Here is a 15705-nt window from a genome sequence, read left to right on the forward strand (position 1 = left end):
CCGTCAGACCATCGCTTCGTCGCCGATATTCGGATTCTCGCGGACGAACGCGACCAGGTCGTCGACGTAGGACTCGAACGTCGGACACTCGATCCCGGTGCCCGCGAGCGCCCGACGGGTGTTCGGACAGGCGTAGCGCGTCGGGTGATCGAGGTAGTCGATCGTCGCCGGGTCGGCCGGAATCCCCCGCGTCGCGGCGGCCGCCAGCAGGCGCTTCGCGATCGGTTTCGTCCCGGGCACCGACACGGCGCGGTGGCCCGCGGCGTCGGCGATCGCGTCGGTACTGTCGGAACGAACCCGCCCGGAGAGGGCCGCGACCCGATCGGGTGCGAGGCTGGTCTCCGCGAGGAGGGCGGGTGTGGACTCCGTGTCGAGTGCCATGCTGTCCTCTCGTTCGCCACGAATGTACGGCTATTGATGTGTCTTTGCGTCACGGTGGGTCTACCGGGTCGCGGCTCAGGCGATCGACTCGACGCCCTCGAACGCCACCCGGACCCGTTCGGTGACGCTCGTCCCGGTATCGGTCGTCGATACCGCAAGTGCAGCCCTGATTCGGGCCTTCCACGGCGGGAGATCGCCGCCCGCGATCGCGCCCGCCTCGAGCAGGGTCTTCGCGCCGCCGGGGCCGCCGTACAGCCCGGCCGTCGCCCCGGCGTGACAGCGCGACGTGAGCACGACCGGAACGCCCGCGCCGATCGCGTCTTCGAGCGCCGAGCCGAGTTCGCCGGTCGCGTTCCCGAGGCCGGTTCCGGCGACGACGACGGCGTCGACGCCGTCCTCGAGCGCGCGCTCGACCCGTCGTCCGTCGACGCCCATCGCGTTCGTGACGAGTTCGACCCGGACGTCGGGGTCGATTCGCGCGCCCGGGATCGGATCGACGTCGCGTCCTGGCTCGCGGAGGAACCGGAACCCGTCCGGGGTGAGTTCCGCAACCGGGCCCGCGTCGGGCGACTGGAAGGTCTCGAGTTTGCTCGTGTGCGATTTCACGACCCAGCGGGCGGCGTGGACGGCGTCGTTGAACGCGAGGTAACTCCCGCCAGCGTCTCGAAACCGATCGTGACCGGCGGCTCGAACCGCCGCGAGGAGGTTCGTCGGGCCGTCGGTTCCCAGCCGATCGAAGGGTCGCTGTGCGCCCGTGAAGACGACGGGGACGTCTGTCTCGGCGACCAGCGAGCAGTAGTAGGCCGACTCGGCCATCGTGTCGGTGCCGTGGGTGACGACGACGCCGTCCGCGCCCTCGTCCGCGGCGCGTTCGGCCGCGTCGACGATCCGTCCGGCGTTCTCGAAGCCCATCTGGAAGCCCGAGACCTGACAGACGTCGTCGACGTCGATCGTGGCGTGGTCGCCCAGTTCCGGAACGGCCTCGACGAGGTCGTCTCCCGACTCCGAGGGGGTCTTCCCCGTATCGTCCCCGCTCGAGGTGCTCGCGATCGTTCCGCCCGTGCTGACGACTCGAACGTGTGGCATACCCGTTCCTCTCGTCCCGAGGCAGTAAGTCGCTACGCGATGGGGCGGACCACGTGGATTTTTGTCGCGTCTCCCCGTAGGTTCGACGCGTCGCTTTCTCCGGCCGGAGCTGCGGCACCGTTCTCCGGCCGATCGTCGCACGTCACGCGGCGAACTGCTATGACACGAGACGTTCACCGCGCGCTCGAATCGATCGCTGACGACTACGCCGTCGTTCGTGAACTACACGCCGTCCCGCCACACGCAGTTTACGAGGTCACCCTCGACGGACGGCGAGCAGTCTGCAAACTCGCTCGCGGCCCTGACGCGGATCCGGCGACGGAGGCCCGCGTCATCCAGTACGTCGACCGGGCGACGTCGATTCCCGTCCCGTCGGTGATCGACGACGGTCCTCGTCACTTCGTCGCCGAGTGGCACGACGGCGCGCCGGGCGGCGCGGCTGGCGAACCCGCCGATCCGACGCTCGACCCGGCAACTGCTCGAGCGATGGGCGAGGGTCTCGCGACGCTCCACGCGGAAACCGCGTTCGCGTCACACGGCGTCTTCGGGTCCGACGCGGACGGACTCGACCTCGAGGCGTCCGGTAGCTGGGCCGATACCCTGTGTACGCTACTCGCGGAGTGTCGGGCGTTCCTCGACCCGTACGGATACGCAGACGTCGCGACCGAGGTCCAGCGATTTCTTCGCGATCGACCCGACGCCCTCGCGGGTGCTGGCGACCCGGTTCTCGTCCACGGCAACTATCTGCCCGAACACGTCGGCGTGAGCGAGGGCGAGATCGCCTGCGTGATCGACTTCGAACACGCGCTCGTCGGTGCGGCCGAGTACGACTACTGGGCGACCGCGATGCCGACGTTCGAGAATCCCGACCGGACGGTACCGGAGGGGTCACGCCGTGCCTTCCGGGAGGGGTACGAATCAGTTCGCTCGCTGCCGGACGGATTCTCCCGTCGCGGCGACGTCTACCGGGCCGTGCTTGCCGTAACCTACCTGCGATCGCTGTACTGCCAGCAGCAGTGGGCGACGCGAGCGACCGCCGATCGACGGGCCGAATCCCTCGCCAGCGCGGCCCGGTCCGAACTCGAGTCGCTTCGCAATCGACTCGAGTAGGTGCTGTCGCCGGGGAGTGGCTCCACTCAGGGGCGACCGGCGAATCAATACCCTCATTGGTCGGCGTCGGTGACTGAGAGACGAACGCGTGTACCGACTGGAAGGTGACGACGAGACGAGGGCACTCGAACGCGAATGATCCGCTGGCGATATCGCGAGACCGTCCTGACGCTGTGTACGCTCGCGTTCTTCGCGACGATGGTCGGTCGGCTGTCGATCAGTCCGGTCGTCCCGCTGATCACCGACGAGTTCGGCGTCTCGAACTCGGTGATCGGCGTCGCGCTCACGGGCATGTGGATGGCCTACTTCGCCGCCCAGTTCCCGAGCGGCGTCCTCGCGGATCGCTTCGGAGAGCGCCCGGTGATCCTCGTCGCCGTCGGCGGGACCGCGATCGCGAGCCTCTTCCTCTCGCGCGCGCCGCTGTTCGCGCTCTTCGTGGTCGGCACGATCGCCCTCGGCGGCGTCGCCGGACTCCACTACAGCGTCGCGACGACGCTGCTGGCCCGGACCTACGACGAACTCGGAACCGCGATCGGCGTCCACAACAGCGGCGGTCCCGCGGCCGGCCTGATCGCCCCGCCGATCGCGGCCTGGATCGGCGTCCGGTACGGCTGGCGGCCGGCGGTCGCGATCGGTGCCGTGATGGCCGTTCCGGTCGCCGTGCTGTTCGCGTGGCGGATCCGCCCGACGAAGCCGCGCCGGCCCGACCAGCCCATGCGCGACCGGTTCGAACTCGGGCCCGTCGTCGCGTTGCTCTCCCGCCCGGAGATCGCCTTCCCCGTCGTGCTCGCGACCCTCGGGGCGTTCGTCTGGCAGGCGACCTCCTCGTTCCTGCCGACGTTCCTGGTCGCCCACCGCGGCCAGTCGACCGAACTCGCCGGCGTGGTTTTCGCGGGCTACTTCGTCGTGCAGGCGATCACGCAGGTCGGCGTCGGGGCGGCCTCCGATCGGTACGGGCGCGACGTCACCACGGCTGGCTGTATGGTCCTCGCCGCGTCCGGGTTCGCCCTGCTGGTCGCCGTCCCGGGACCGATCGCGCTCGGCGCGGCGGTCCTGCTGATCGGCACCGGCCTCGGCTGGGGTGCGGCCCTGCTGCCGCGGTTCATGGACGCGCTCTCGGAGGCCGAACGGGGTGCCGGCTTCGGCCTCGTCAGGAGCGTCTACGGCTTCGTCGGCGCACTGGGCTCGGTCGTGACCGGCGTGCTGGCCGACGTCTTCGGCTGGGGCGTCGCCTTCGCCGTGCTCGCGGCACTGCTCGCGCTCGTGTTCTGTGCGCTCGCCGTCAACTGGGCGCTGTCGCTCGGCTACTGATCCCGACTCTGACGCCGTTGTTTCGACTGGAACAACGGGCCGCGTGTTCCGCTCGTAGTCACGAACGCGTTATGTACGCTACCGGGGTATCCCTCGGCGATGGCCACGAAGCAACGACCGAGAGGGGCTGCGCGGTGTACGGACTGCGGCCGGGCGATGGCAGTCTGGCTCTCGGCGGATGACGCCGTCCATTCGATCGGGTGTACCGACGGCTGTCCCTGTGGCGGAACGGAGTTTCGCGTGCTCGCGTAACGTGAAAATCGACCCACTGCGCCGGACTCCAGGGTTCCACGTCGCCTGAAAACCCTGGTCTTTAGCCGTCCGGGGCCGTGAACGTGGTGTGTCAAAGATCGAGAAAGCGGTCCGGACGTTATCCGATCTCGGGCTCACGGAGTACGAGGCGCGCTGTTTCGTCGCACTGACACGCATCTCCACCGGGACGGCGAGAGAGGTCAGCGAGGTCGCCGACGTTCCCCGGTCGCGGGTCTACGACACGATCGAGCGCCTCGAACGGAAGGGACTCGTCAGCGTACAGCAGTCCAATCCGCGCCAGTATCAGGCCGTCTCGGTCGACGCGGCGTGTGAGCGTCTTCGCGACGATTACAGTTCGCGGATCGACGCCGCCGAGAACGCACTCCAGCAGGTCGATCGTCCCGACACCGTAGCGAACGAGGGGATGTGGTCGATCTCGCGAAGCGAGTACGTCACCGACCGGGTCGTCACATTCCTCGATGACGCCGCCGACTCGATCCACCTCCTCGTCGCCGCCGACGAGGTGATCGGCGACCGAGTCCGCCACCACCTCCGCGACGCCGTCGATCGGGATGTAAACGTGTTCGTCGAAGTGCCCTCGGACGAACACCGGGACGAGTTCGAAGACGCACTCCCGGGTGCGACCGTCGTCACCGCGCCGGATCTCGGCACGACGAATTCGGTCTACGGCGAGTTTCCGGCGAAGCTCCTGCTGGTCGACGGGGAATCGGTCGTCGCGACGGGAATCAAAGAGCGCGACCCTCCGGACGTCGTCCGGGAGACGGCGGTCTGGACCTACGGTCGCGATCACGGGTTCGCCGTCTGGACGCGCGAACTGCTGGACAACCGGATCGAGGGCGGGACGGCGGATCGAGAGACGGATCGAGCGAACGCTCGAGATGGGGATCGATGATCGGGGCCCAGTCGTGACCAGTCGAGGCCCAGTCGTGATCATCCGATTGACCGATCGATCGCGTGTCAGTCCCGTCTCGTCCCCGCGGGCGATCGACCTTCACGGCGGCCAGCAGGAGTATATAAAACCTCGGTCGTACACGTTCGTCGACGTGTCACCGCAACGGTCGTTCCCGGTCGCTCGTGGCGGTTTTAGGCCGTCCTAGCTCCATCGACCCCCGCCACTGCGGGGATCTCGGCACATACCTTTAAGTATGCGTCTCCCGTTTGACCCTGCTAGCAATGGCCATAGATCCACAATTTACGGAAAATCGCGAGAACGTCGACGAACACAACGGCCACGAGGTCTGGGGACCCGTCGACGAACCCGAGGAACTCGGCATCCACGGCACGCACGTCGCGGTCGACTTCGACCTCTGTATCGCGGACGGTGCCTGTCTCGAGGACTGTCCGGTCGACGTCTTCGAGTGGGTCGACACGCCGGGCCATCCCGAGAGCGAGCGGAAGGCCGACCCGGCCAACGAGGCCCAGTGTATCGACTGCATGCTCTGTGTGGACGTCTGTCCGGTCGACGCGATCGACGTCGACGCTGGCCGGACGGCCTGATACTGTCGTCTGTACCGATTTCCGTGGATTCGCCGACACGGTTCGGCGAATTCGTTCGACGGCTTCCAGTCGACAGTCTGCCCAGTGGGCGCGATCGAATCGGCGCGAAAATCCTCGTTATTCGGCGCGGTCGACGTCGACTTGCTCTTTGAGCGTCTCGAGCCCGTCGGCCTCGGCGAGTTCCTGCAACCGCTCGCGGAAGTGTTCCTCGCAGAGGCCGACTTTGAGCCCTTCGGATTCGGCGGCGAAGGCGGCCTCGCGGTCGCAGTAGTGGCAGTTCATAGGTGGCCATTGGAACCACGATGCATTGAACCCTCCGCAATCGGCCCACAATTCCGTCACGGATCTGCCAGTCCGAGCCGTCGATACTCGTCGGCGGCGAGTCCCGCGAGGCCGAGTTGATCGTCGTGGGCGTCGCTCCCGCCGGTCGCGAGGAGCCCCTCCCGTTCGATCGTCCGCTCGACCGGACGCAGGTCGACGTCGCGGCCGTAGGGATACTGCAACTCGACGGCGTCGAGGGCCGCTGCACGGGCGAGCGCCCGCTCCGGGTCGTTGTACCGGAGGGGATGGGCCAGCGACACGATCGAACAGGCGTCGGCGAGAACCCGCCGTCCCCGATCGAACGACGGGATCTCCCGTGGCACGTAACAGGGATCGCCGTCGCCGATGAGGCCGTCGAAGGCGTCCCGGTAGTCGTACTCGACGTCGGGATGAGCCGCGATCGCGCGAGCCACGTGGGGCCGGCCGAATCCCTCGTGGACCGTCACGCCGAGGTCGACGCCGAGTCGATCCTCGACGCAGTCGACGATCGCTCGGCCCCGCTCCCGGCGGTTCTCCTGGACGTCCTCGACGAGCGACGCGAGTTCGTCGGTCGGTTCGACCCCGTACCCCAGCAGATCGACGCGCTGAGTATCGTCACCGTGCCGATCGGTCGCCGCGGTCGCGTCCGCCAGTTCGACACGCAGTTCGATCCCGTGGACGAGCGTTACCCCCTCGCGTTCGATGGCGGGGTCGTCGAACGGCTGTAACCGGTCGTGGTCGGTGAGAGCGACGACGTCCACGCCGGCGTCCCGGGCCGCGGCCGGGACCGCTTCGAGTTCGAGTTGCCCGTCGGAGCGCGTCGTGTGGACGTGCAGATCGGCGTACGGCATACCGTACCCGAGTCACGCCCGTCGGAAAGACGTTTCTCATACTGTCGTCCGAATCGAGTCACACCGATCGTGCGTGCGGGGCTATCGATACGAGCGACTGGCCGCGCAACGCGACCGCCTGTTACCACCGCCGATCGACGCTATCGGGCCCGATCGCCGGACGTCTCGAAGGCCCCTCTAGCAGTATTAGGTATAGGTGGACGCTAGAGAATGTATATGGACAATGTTTATAATTATCGTTCACGCAGGTTCGCGTGTAATGCTGCTCAATGGCACTGGCGAAGTCATCGACGACTACGAGTACCCCGCGACCACCGAGGAACTGATCGCAGAACACGGCGACCGCACCCTCGAACTCCCGAACGGCAGCGAGACGGTCGCCGAGGTACTCGCCCGTCTCGAGTCCGAAACCTTCGAAAATCCGGAGGACGCCCGCTTCGCCGTCTACTCTGCAGTGAGCGACAAGGCGATCGGTCGCGTCGGCTACAGCGATCGCGATCCGACGCCGGTCGGCAGTCCGTACGCGCCGGACGCCGTCTCGTTCTAAGGAACGAACTTTTCACCGTGGACATCGCGACCGGCCTTCGGTTGGTCGCTCAATCCCAGTCAAAAAACTTCGATGAAAAACGCCGGGAGAGCTTGTTCTCCCGAATCATCGTTCGGTCCTTCGGAACTCACGAGAAAGCCCGATTGCGAAGCGATCGGTACGCCTGACTCCCGTCTCGAACTCGGTTAGTCCAAAAACTCGATCGCGTCCGTCAGATCGAGCGGGACCGATCCCTTCCGGTAGCCCTCGACGTGGCCGTCCGGGCGAGCGCGGTAGACGACCGCCGGCCGGTGGCGGACGTCGGGTTGCTCCCCGCGAACGGCGTTCCATGCGTCGTCACGGAAACTCGAACAGTCGACGAACAGGGTCGCGCCGCCGCCGTGTTCGGCGAGTTGGCCGTTGGTCTTGGTCTCGGCGGTGTCGCGGACGGCGGCGACGGGGCCGGACGCGGCGCGGTTCTTCGGGGGCTGCGGACGGGTGACCTCGACGAGGACGTTGGTTTCGGCGTCTCTGGCGCGGAAATCCAGCGAGTGACCCGTCGTCACCTCGATCTCGGGGACGACGTCGTAGCCGGCGTCGACGAGGATCTTCGCGGCAATGAACTCGGCCATCGCGGCGCTCATCCGGACCCGATCGACGTGGTCGCTGGTGCCGAGCTTTCCTGACATGACGTGTCGGTACTCGTCCAGCGCGCCCGTCTCGAGGAAGTCCTCGAAGAAGCGCGTCGTCTCGCGACGGCCGGCGTCGGGGAAGCCGGCGGCGTGTTCGCGGAAGAACGCCCGCGTCGATTCGCGGCCGTCCTTGGACATGAAGACGGGGAGGAAGAACCACGAGATGTGCGGATAGTCCGCGAGCCACGGGTCCTCCTCGTGGAGCGTCGAGAGCAGTTCCCGCTGTGTCCACCGCGCGACGTGGTAGGGAACCTCGCGCCAGTCGAACTTTTCGGTGCGCCACAGCGACGACGGCGTCTCGGTGTTGCCCATCCAGTAGGCGCCGTCCTCGTCGTTGTGCGCGAAGAGTGCGACGTCGCCGTTTTGCATCTCGAAGCGGTGTGTCGTCCAGTCGGCACCGATCTCGTGTCGCGGCGCGACGGCGGTGGCCCCGATATTCGATCGGAGCGGCTGGAGAATGTCGTGTCGAACGCGTTGCTCGCTCCACGTCTCGGGCGAGTATCGAAAGCGAAGGGGCCGTGCCACACCCTCCCTACGGCTCCGGGGTGCATACGTTTTACGCGCTGGCTTGGTGTTAACGACCGTTACATTGATGTACGCCAGCTACCAACATGAGTATACTTACCATGTCAATGGGTGCCTATGACGAGGACGAGCACGAGCGCCGCGAACAGCAAGCCTCGAAGGTCGACGCCGATTTCGACGACGAGCGGACGATCTATCACGGCGAGGTCGAGTACGACTCCGGCGACTCGGCCGAAGCACTGCTGAACAAGTTCGAGGAAATCAAGTCGAACTAGTGCCGGTCGCCTCCTGCGACTTCCTCTTCTCGGGTTCGTGATCCACGCTGGAGTCGTCCGGAGAGCGTCGCGACCGTCGCGACCGCGATCACGTGGCCGACGAGCACCCCGAACAGGAGCGGATGGCCGAGTACGAACGGGACCAACAGCAGTTGTCCGCCGGCGAAGGCCACGTTGATCCCGTCGGCACGCGCGTAGCGACGGCTCGTTTCCGGGTCGAACTCGTAGGTGAGCGACCGCCAGAGGCCGGCGACGCTCGCCCACCAGCACGTTCCGATCCGGTAGACCACGTCCCAGCAGACGAGCAGCGCCAGCGCGACCGCCGGCGCTGGCGGGTCGGGTCCGAGCCACGCGACCAGCAATGACTGGTCGGTCGTCCGCGGATCGGTGACGAACAGGTACGTAACCAGTAGGACGAACGCGATCACGCCGAGCACGACCTCGACGCTCGAACCGAACAGGGCCCGCCGGTAGCCGTCCGGCATCGGGAGCCCTCGAACGGTACGGCTGAACCGGAGCATGAGCCAGCTTCCACCCGTCGCGACGATCACGGCGACCGTCCCCGGCACCACTGCCTCCCAGAGGCCGTAGCCGGCCGCGACCGCGAGGACCGCCAGTTCGAACGCGCAGAACTGGACGACGATCGCGGCCCGATCGGAGAGATCGAGACCCGGCAGTGCGCCGACGAGGCTCTCGTAGACCCACGTCTCGCCGTACTCCGGTGACCGGGCCGTCACTCGGTGCCTCGCGTCGCTACTCGCTTCCGATCGACTCCCTCCTCTCCCGTCTCTGCCCCGATCGCGTCGCGGACGGCGGTCTCGAACGGCGTCAACTCGAGGTCGACGAGTCGCTGGAACCGATCGTCGGTCACCACGACGGGGTTCCGAACGCCTTCGATCAGCGGATGGGCCAGGTCCGCCGGCACGTCGGTGACGAGGTCGACCCAGTACGCCGACAGCCGCGGGCTCAGGACCGGAACGGGAACGATGACCGGTTCGCGACCGGTCGCCACGTCGGCGGTCTGCGTCAAGAGGTCTCGATACGTGAGCGCCTCCGGGCCGCCGATTTCGTAGACCTCGCCGGCCGTTTCCGGCAGGTCGAGGACCGCGAGCAGGTACGCGATCACGTCGTCGATCGCGATCGGCTGGCAGGCGACGCGGACCCACTGGGGCGTCACCATGACCGGCAGCCGGGTCGCGAGCTGGAAGATCATCCTGAAGCTCGCGCTCCCGGCCCCGACGATGATGGCCGCACGAAGGACGGTCACGTCGGCCGTTCCGTCGGCGAGGGTCGACTCGACCGCACGACGCGAGGCGAGGTGGGGCGACAGGTCGTCGCCGTCGTCACCGAGGCCGCTGAGATAGACGATCCGATCGACGCCGGCGGCACTCGCCGCGCGTTCGAAATTCCGTGCCGCTCTCCGATCCCGATCGACGAAATCGCCGCGGTCGTCCATGGCGTGGATCAGGTAGTACGCGACGTCGACCCCGTCGAGACTCGGCTCGAAGCTGCCCGGTTCGAGCACGTCGCCCTCGACGACGGTCACGCCGGGGGCCGGGTCGTACGTGCTGGCGTCCCGGACCAGGACGGTAACGTCGTGATCGGTGGTTTCCCGAAGGGCAGCGACGAGCCGTCGGCCGACGAACCCGCTGGCCCCGGTCACCAGAACGTGCATGGGTCCCGTAGGCGGGATGCGGGCTTAAGACTCGTGCCGCGACGGTTCGGTATCCGTCTCGATCGTCGTCTTCCGGGGGGGTCAGTCGACGGCGTCCCAGCCCGGCGTCTCCGGTGCGCCTCGCGCGTCTTCGATCGTCTTCGCGATGGCCGATCGCGGGACCGTCCCGTCCGCTCGCCGGCGACGCTCGGTCCACTCGCGGATGGCGGGGCCGATCCAGTCCCCGTCGGACCCGGTCTCTTCGATCGCGCCTCCGTCGGCCCTGCCCTCCTCGGGGTCGTCCGCACTGTTCGTTGCGAGTGCTCGCGCTTTCGCGCGGTCGTAGTGGTGCTCGGACACGGCGAGCGTGCCCGGACTGGAGGCCGCGGCGACGGCGACGAGTTCCGCGCGGTCCGCCGCCGTGAGGTCGCCGCTCGCAGCCCTGTCGACGATTCCCTCGAGCCGTTCCGGCTCGGGGTGACAGAAGAGCTTCGCCCCGACCGCCTGCGACCCGAGCAGCAGGCCGTCGGGTTCGTCGTGGCTGTCGTCGACCAGCCGATCGCCGCCGAAGGCCGCCTCGACGCGCTCGCACTCGGTCTCCTGGTCCAGCGCGAGGTTGTGCTCGGGATAGGCCCCGCACTCCCCGGGAAAGAGATCGCCGTCGTCGTGGATCCGACACTGGAGCGTCGTGGGGTCGAGGAAGACGCAGGCCGGCAGCCACGTCTCCTCGTCTCGCCCGAACGGGGCGACCGGCTTCGGCGGTTTCCGGAGGCCGACGAAGAACGCCGGCCGGCCCGCGACGGCGGCGACCGTGTGCCCGTCGATCTCGACGCCCTCGCTCTCGTCGGCGGCGTGCCAGAACCGGGGCGTCGCGGCCGCGGCCATCCCGCGCTCGAGGAACGTTCGCACCTCGTCGCGGGTCAGCGGGACGAAGGTCGGGTCGTCGTCGAGGGGCTCCCTGCGGGGCCCACCCGAACCCGATTTTCGGGGGCCGCGACGGTCGTGCTGGCTCCCGCTCCCGTCGTGGTCGTCGGAGTCGAGCAGCGATCGCCAGTCCAGACAACAGCCGGCACAGCCCTCACAGTGCACCTCCATGCGCGGCGGTACCACGGCGTCGCCTATAACCACTCGGTCGGGCCGTGCGGGTGGGGAACGACTTTCAGCGTTCGGGATCGATTTGATCGTATGGGACGGGACTCCTGTGACGGCTGTGGTCGAACGGTCACGGCCGCCGGTAGCACGGCCAACCTCTGGACGTTCGGCGAGGGGGACGGCAGCGAGGGGACGGCGATGACGCTGGAATTCGAGGACGGAACGGAACACCTGCTCTGTTATCCCTGTATCGAGGTATTGCCCGACCATCCGACGGCGGCCGACGTCGAGAAGCTAGCGCAAGTCGACGCGGAGACGTCGCGATTGCGGTAAAGAACGGGGAGCGCCGCGAGCGGGTGAGCGAACCGCCGCGGCGAATGTAACCCAACCGGAACCTGGACTGTACCTGAACTACGATCGCGCCGTCAGCACGTCGCAATCGCCCGACTCCGAATCACGATCGCATCGCAACTGCACCGCAACTGCACCGCAAGCGGAAGGGGTGGGATTCGAACGCCACGAGGCACGATGGCCGCCGCGGGGCCAGAGGCACCGCGGTGCTCTTCCGCTGAGCGACCCTTCCGCACGTGGGTTCGATGGCCGAGTTCGTATTCGTAATCCGTCGGCTACCGGCCGGTAACGGCCGCCTACGGACGAACGTCACCGTCAGGAAGCGCACGCCAACGGAACGTCGATCACGCGGACGAGCCCGGATCGGGCGACTCGACCTGCGTCGCTCGCGCCGCGGTCGCCTTGAACGAGGCGACGACGTCCCGGCCCGGCTCGAGCGCGAGCCGATCGAGGCTCGCCCGCGTGATGAGCGCCTGCAGTTCGGCGTCGGCGTCCAGAGCGAGGGTCACTCTGACGATCGCGTCGCCCTCCTCGATGCCGGCGACGGTGCCCGTGAACCGGTTCCGGAGGCTGGTTCGATCCGAGTCGGGTGCCTCCCCGGGATCGGTCAGCACGACCGCGTCGGATCGAACGTTGACCTGGACCGCGGTCGCGTCCGGCGGAACGAGTGCCAGAATCGAGCCGATCGGTGTGTCGACGGTCGCCAGTTCTCCCGTCCGGTCCCGAACGGTTCCCGTAAAGACGGATTCCGTCACCTGTGCGACGCCGCCGAGTTCGGCGTCGTGTCGATCGAATCGCTGCCGGAGCGACCGCGCCGTCGGGGTCAGTTCGGTTCCACCGCCGTCGCTCCCGCCCCGGCGACGCTCGGTGATCGGACCGACGGCGTCTTCGATCTCGACGATCCGGTTCTGCAGTCGTGCGTACGATCGTCCCAGTTCGTCGGCTGCCCGGTGCATCGAGCCGTACTGGTCGATCGCGTCGAGCATCTCCATGTCCCGTCGATCGATCGTGACGTCGTCGACGGCCAGTTTCGTGGTGTACTCCTTTTCGATCGTCATTGGTCTTTCGTCGGTCTCGTGTCGCGTTCCGTGCGCACCGTCGGGTGGCGACGGTCCCCGTCCTCGGTGCTCAGTATATCAGTTCTCCCTCGATAAATTTCCGGGTGCGATCGTCGCTCGGGTTCTCGAACACCCGATCGGCGGGGCCGACCTCGAGAATCCGGTTCCCGAGGAGGACGGCGACCCGATCCGCGATTCGCTCGGCCTGGTTCATGTCGTGGGTCGCGACGACGACGCCGATCCCGCGGTCGCGCGCCTTGCGAACGGCGTCCTCGATGACCGACGTGTTTCGCGGATCCAGGTCGGACGTCGGTTCGTCGAGCAGGAGCAGGTCGGGATCGTACGCGAGCGCACGGGCGAACGCGACCCGCTGGGCCTCGCCGCCGGAGAGCGACGTCGCGTCCTGGTCGGCGTACTCGCGTAACCCGACGACGTCGAGCGCGTCGAGCGCGTCGCCGGTTCCGTTGGCCCGGCCGACGATACTCGCGAGTTCGTGACGAACCCGATCGGGCCACGACTGGCGAACCCGGATGCCGTACGCGGCGTTCCGGCGGACGCTCGTGTCGAAGAGGCTCGCGTCCTGGAAGACCATCCCGATCCGCCGCCGGTACTCGAGGCGTCGCTGTTCGGACACCCGCCAGACGTCGACGCCGTCGAACTCGATCGACCCGCGATCCGGGGGGTCGAAGAGTGCGAGCAATCGGAGCAGGGTGGACTTCCCGACGCCCGAGGGGCCGATGATCGCGACGACCTCGCCGGGAGTGACCGACAGGGAAACGCCCTCGAAGACGGGGTCGGTGCCGTAGCCGTGGTGCACGTCCGTCGCGTCGAGCGTCATCGGTACCCCCCGTCGTCGCTTCCGAGCCGAATCACGATCGCGTTGACGATCAGGACGAGCACGACGAGGATCCCGCCGAGGAGCAACGCGGTGTCGAACCGGCCCTGGCGGGCCTCTAGCTGGATCGCGGTCGTGAGCGTCCGCGTCTTCGAGGTGCCATTCGGGCCGGCGATGTTGCCGCCGACGATGAGGACGGACCCGACCTCGCTGATCGCGCGGCCGAACCCTGCCAGGACCGCCGTCGCGATCCCGTACCGCGCTTCCTTGATCGTTACGAGGGCGACGTCGACCCGCGTCCCGCCGACAGCGTACGCCGCGTCGCGGACGGTCTCCTCGACGCTGCTCACTGCGGCGACGCTCACCCCGGTGATAACCGGCGTCGCGAGGACGAACTGCGACATGATCATCGCCTCCGGAGTGAACACGAGGTCGAGCGAGCCGAGCGGTCCCTGGCTGGACACCAGAAACAGGACGAGGAGTCCGACGACGACGCTCGGGAACCCCATGCCGGTGTTGATGACCGAGGTGACCAGCCCCTTCCCGCGAAACTCCGCGAATCCGACGAGGAGCGCGATCGGGACGCTACAGACGGTGCTCAGCGTGACCGCGAGGAGACTGACGTACAGCGAGACGCGGACGATGCTTCGCACGTAGTTCCACTCGAAGGGGAACTCCGCGAGCGGCGACGCGATCGCAATGCCCTCGGCGAACGCCGGCACGGTCGCAATGCTTTCCGCTATCATTCCGACTCCGAATCACCGTCCGGGCTACCGCCGTCCTCCCAGTTCCACTCCTCGGGGACGTACTGTCGGAAGTTCGGGTCCTCCGACAGGGCCTCCGGGAAGAACAACTGTTCGCCCTCGACGGTGTAGTTCTCGATGATCGACTGTCCCTCGGGGCCCGTGATGTAGCCGATGTACGCCAGCGCGAGGTCGTAGTTCACGTCGTGGACGGCCGGGTTGACGGCGACGATCCCGTACGGGTTCATCAGCAGTTCCGGCCCGCCCTCGACGGGCCCCTGAACGTGAATCTCGAGGTCGATGTTGCTCTGCATCGACAGGTAGGTTCCGCGATCGGCCAGCGTGTAGGCCCCCTGCTCGTTGGCCTGGACGAGTACCTCGCCCATGCCCTGTCCGGCCTCCATGTACCACTCGCCGAAGCTCTCACGATCGAGCCCCGATTCCTCCCAGAGCGCGAGTTCCTTCGTGTGCGTCCCGGAGTTGTCGCCACGGGAGACGAACATCGACTCCGAGTCGGCGATCGCCTGGAACGCGGTCGTCACCTCCTCGCTCCCCGCGATGCCCGCCGGATCGTCGGTTCCGCCGACGACGACGAAGTCGTTGAACATGAGGTCGCGTCGGTTGACGCCGTAGCCTTCTTCCATGAACTCGTCCTCGAGCGATCGGGCGTGGACCATCACGACGTCCGAGTCCCCGTTCCGGGCGGTTTTGAGCGCTGCGCCCGTCCCCTGCGCGACGGTGTCGACGGTGACGCCGTACCGGTCCTCGAAGGGCGCGTTCAGTTCGTCGAGTAGCCCCGTGTCGTCGGTGCTCGTCGTCGTCGTCAGCGTGAGCGTCTCACCGCTGATACCCGGCCCGTCGTCGGATTCGTCGCTGGTGAGCGACGTACAGCCGGCGACTCCGATCGCGGCGGCGCTTCCGACCGCGGCCACGAACGTCCGCCGTTGTATCGACATAGATACTACGACTGACCGGACGAGCAAATAGCTTTGGGTACTCGAGCAATGACATTCGGTTGCAGGGGATCGCGTACCGAAATCGATCGGTTTCAGACACGGCGGTTTCGCACGGCGGAACGCGACGATAGTAACTGGATACGGTTACGCTCCGGGTGTCGCGATCACTGCCCGAGACGGTCCGTAGCC

19 protein-coding genes, 1 tRNA gene and 1 pseudogene are annotated in these 15705 nt (G+C 67.3%); 8 read left to right on the forward strand and 13 right to left on the reverse strand.

Annotation, left to right across the window (positions count from 1 at the left end):
- Positions 1 to 3: 3 nt before the first annotated feature.
- A pseudogene (locus MUG98_RS21840) lies at positions 4 to 279 on the reverse strand (SDR family oxidoreductase); the annotation flags it as partial.
- Positions 280 to 456: 177 nt separating this feature from the next.
- Positions 457 to 1467: an asparaginase gene (locus tag MUG98_RS21845; RefSeq protein WP_265109531.1), complete on the reverse strand. Its 1011-nt coding sequence runs from the start codon at positions 1465 to 1467 to the stop codon at positions 457 to 459.
- 159 nt (positions 1468 to 1626) lie between these two features.
- On the opposite strand from MUG98_RS21845, the gene MUG98_RS21850 reads away from it, so the two are divergent.
- The 5 genes from MUG98_RS21850 (at position 1627) to MUG98_RS21870 (ending at position 5658) form a co-directional block, all read left to right on the forward strand.
- Positions 1627 to 2577: an aminoglycoside phosphotransferase family protein gene (locus MUG98_RS21850; RefSeq protein ID WP_265109532.1), complete on the forward strand. Its 951-nt coding sequence runs from the start codon at positions 1627 to 1629 to the stop codon at positions 2575 to 2577.
- 135 nt (positions 2578 to 2712) lie between these two features.
- Positions 2713 to 3888 carry an MFS transporter gene (locus MUG98_RS21855; RefSeq protein WP_265109533.1) on the forward strand — a complete coding sequence of 392 codons (1176 nt, stop codon included), beginning with the start codon at positions 2713 to 2715 and terminating at the stop codon, positions 3886 to 3888.
- A gap of 99 nt (positions 3889 to 3987) precedes the next feature.
- Positions 3988 to 4140, forward strand: a complete 153-nt coding sequence (locus tag MUG98_RS21860; RefSeq protein WP_265109534.1) for a hypothetical protein — start codon at positions 3988 to 3990, stop codon at positions 4138 to 4140.
- Positions 4141 to 4228: 88 nt separating this feature from the next.
- A complete protein-coding gene (locus tag MUG98_RS21865; protein WP_265109535.1) occupies positions 4229 to 5053 on the forward strand; it encodes a TrmB family transcriptional regulator in 825 nt (274 codons plus the stop codon).
- Positions 5054 to 5334: 281 nt separating this feature from the next.
- Positions 5335 to 5658, forward strand: a complete 324-nt coding sequence (locus tag MUG98_RS21870) for a 4Fe-4S dicluster domain-containing protein (RefSeq protein ID WP_250139090.1) — start codon at positions 5335 to 5337, stop codon at positions 5656 to 5658.
- Between the two features lie 117 nt (positions 5659 to 5775).
- On the opposite strand, the gene MUG98_RS21875 is transcribed toward MUG98_RS21870, so the two are convergent.
- The gene (locus MUG98_RS21875) at positions 5776 to 5940 is read right to left on the reverse strand and encodes a DUF6757 family protein (protein WP_173834868.1); all 165 of its coding nucleotides are present in this window, start codon (positions 5938 to 5940) and stop codon (positions 5776 to 5778) included.
- Positions 5941 to 5996: 56 nt separating this feature from the next.
- Entirely contained in the window at positions 5997 to 6809 is an 813-nt protein-coding gene (locus tag MUG98_RS21880; protein WP_265109536.1) for a PHP domain-containing protein, read from the reverse strand.
- A 259-nt stretch (positions 6810 to 7068) separates the two neighbouring features.
- Here MUG98_RS21880 and MUG98_RS21885 point away from each other — a divergent pair, with 259 nt between their 5' ends.
- Positions 7069 to 7356: a DUF5789 family protein gene (locus tag MUG98_RS21885; protein ID WP_265109537.1), complete on the forward strand. Its 288-nt coding sequence runs from the start codon at positions 7069 to 7071 to the stop codon at positions 7354 to 7356.
- 185 nt (positions 7357 to 7541) lie between these two features.
- Here MUG98_RS21885 and MUG98_RS21890 read toward each other — a convergent pair whose 3' ends face one another.
- A complete protein-coding gene (locus tag MUG98_RS21890; protein WP_265109538.1) occupies positions 7542 to 8552 on the reverse strand; it encodes a DUF5784 family protein in 1011 nt (336 codons plus the stop codon).
- 101 nt (positions 8553 to 8653) lie between these two features.
- Between MUG98_RS21890 and MUG98_RS21895 the strand changes: the two genes are divergently transcribed.
- Complete coding sequence (locus tag MUG98_RS21895) at positions 8654 to 8827, forward strand: DUF5786 family protein (RefSeq protein ID WP_265112503.1); 174 nt, start codon at positions 8654 to 8656, stop codon at positions 8825 to 8827.
- On the opposite strand, the gene MUG98_RS21900 is transcribed toward MUG98_RS21895, so the two are convergent.
- The 3 genes from MUG98_RS21900 to MUG98_RS21910 form a co-directional block, all read right to left on the reverse strand.
- Positions 8824 to 9564, reverse strand: coding sequence for a DUF7530 family protein (locus MUG98_RS21900; RefSeq protein ID WP_265109539.1), 741 nt, complete (start codon positions 9562 to 9564; stop codon positions 8824 to 8826). The two genes, MUG98_RS21895 and MUG98_RS21900, sit on opposite strands and share 4 nt — an antisense overlap.
- A complete protein-coding gene (locus tag MUG98_RS21905) occupies positions 9561 to 10502 on the reverse strand; it encodes an NAD(P)H-binding protein (RefSeq protein WP_265109540.1) in 942 nt (313 codons plus the stop codon). The genes MUG98_RS21900 and MUG98_RS21905 overlap by 4 nt, the downstream gene beginning before the upstream one ends.
- Positions 10503 to 10583: 81 nt before the next feature.
- Complete coding sequence (locus MUG98_RS21910; protein WP_265109541.1) at positions 10584 to 11576, reverse strand: YkgJ family cysteine cluster protein; 993 nt, start codon at positions 11574 to 11576, stop codon at positions 10584 to 10586.
- Positions 11577 to 11666: 90 nt separating this feature from the next.
- Between MUG98_RS21910 and MUG98_RS21915 the strand changes: the two genes are divergently transcribed.
- Positions 11667 to 11906 carry a DUF7561 family protein gene (locus tag MUG98_RS21915; protein ID WP_265109542.1) on the forward strand — a complete coding sequence of 80 codons (240 nt, stop codon included), beginning with the start codon at positions 11667 to 11669 and terminating at the stop codon, positions 11904 to 11906.
- 161 nt (positions 11907 to 12067) lie between these two features.
- Here the strand turns inward: MUG98_RS21915 and MUG98_RS21920 are convergent.
- From MUG98_RS21920 to MUG98_RS21940, 5 genes are all read right to left on the reverse strand, one after another.
- A tRNA-Arg gene (locus MUG98_RS21920) sits at positions 12068 to 12156 on the reverse strand.
- 112 nt (positions 12157 to 12268) lie between these two features.
- Positions 12269 to 12982: a TOBE domain-containing protein gene (locus MUG98_RS21925; protein ID WP_265109543.1), complete on the reverse strand. Its 714-nt coding sequence runs from the start codon at positions 12980 to 12982 to the stop codon at positions 12269 to 12271.
- Positions 12983 to 13052: 70 nt separating this feature from the next.
- Complete coding sequence (locus MUG98_RS21930) at positions 13053 to 13820, reverse strand: amino acid ABC transporter ATP-binding protein (protein ID WP_265109544.1); 768 nt, start codon at positions 13818 to 13820, stop codon at positions 13053 to 13055.
- Positions 13817 to 14563, reverse strand: coding sequence for an ABC transporter permease (locus tag MUG98_RS21935; RefSeq protein WP_265109545.1), 747 nt, complete (start codon positions 14561 to 14563; stop codon positions 13817 to 13819). The genes MUG98_RS21930 and MUG98_RS21935 overlap by 4 nt, the downstream gene beginning before the upstream one ends.
- Positions 14560 to 15516 (reverse strand): ABC transporter substrate-binding protein, encoded by a 957-nt coding sequence (locus MUG98_RS21940; protein WP_265109546.1) that lies wholly within the window; start codon positions 15514 to 15516, stop codon positions 14560 to 14562. The genes MUG98_RS21935 and MUG98_RS21940 overlap by 4 nt, the downstream gene beginning before the upstream one ends.
- Positions 15517 to 15705: the final 189 nt, after the last annotated feature.

The sequence above is a fragment of the Halosolutus halophilus genome (assembly GCF_022869805.1).
Lineage (GTDB): Archaea > Halobacteriota > Halobacteria > Halobacteriales > Natrialbaceae > Halosolutus > Halosolutus halophilus.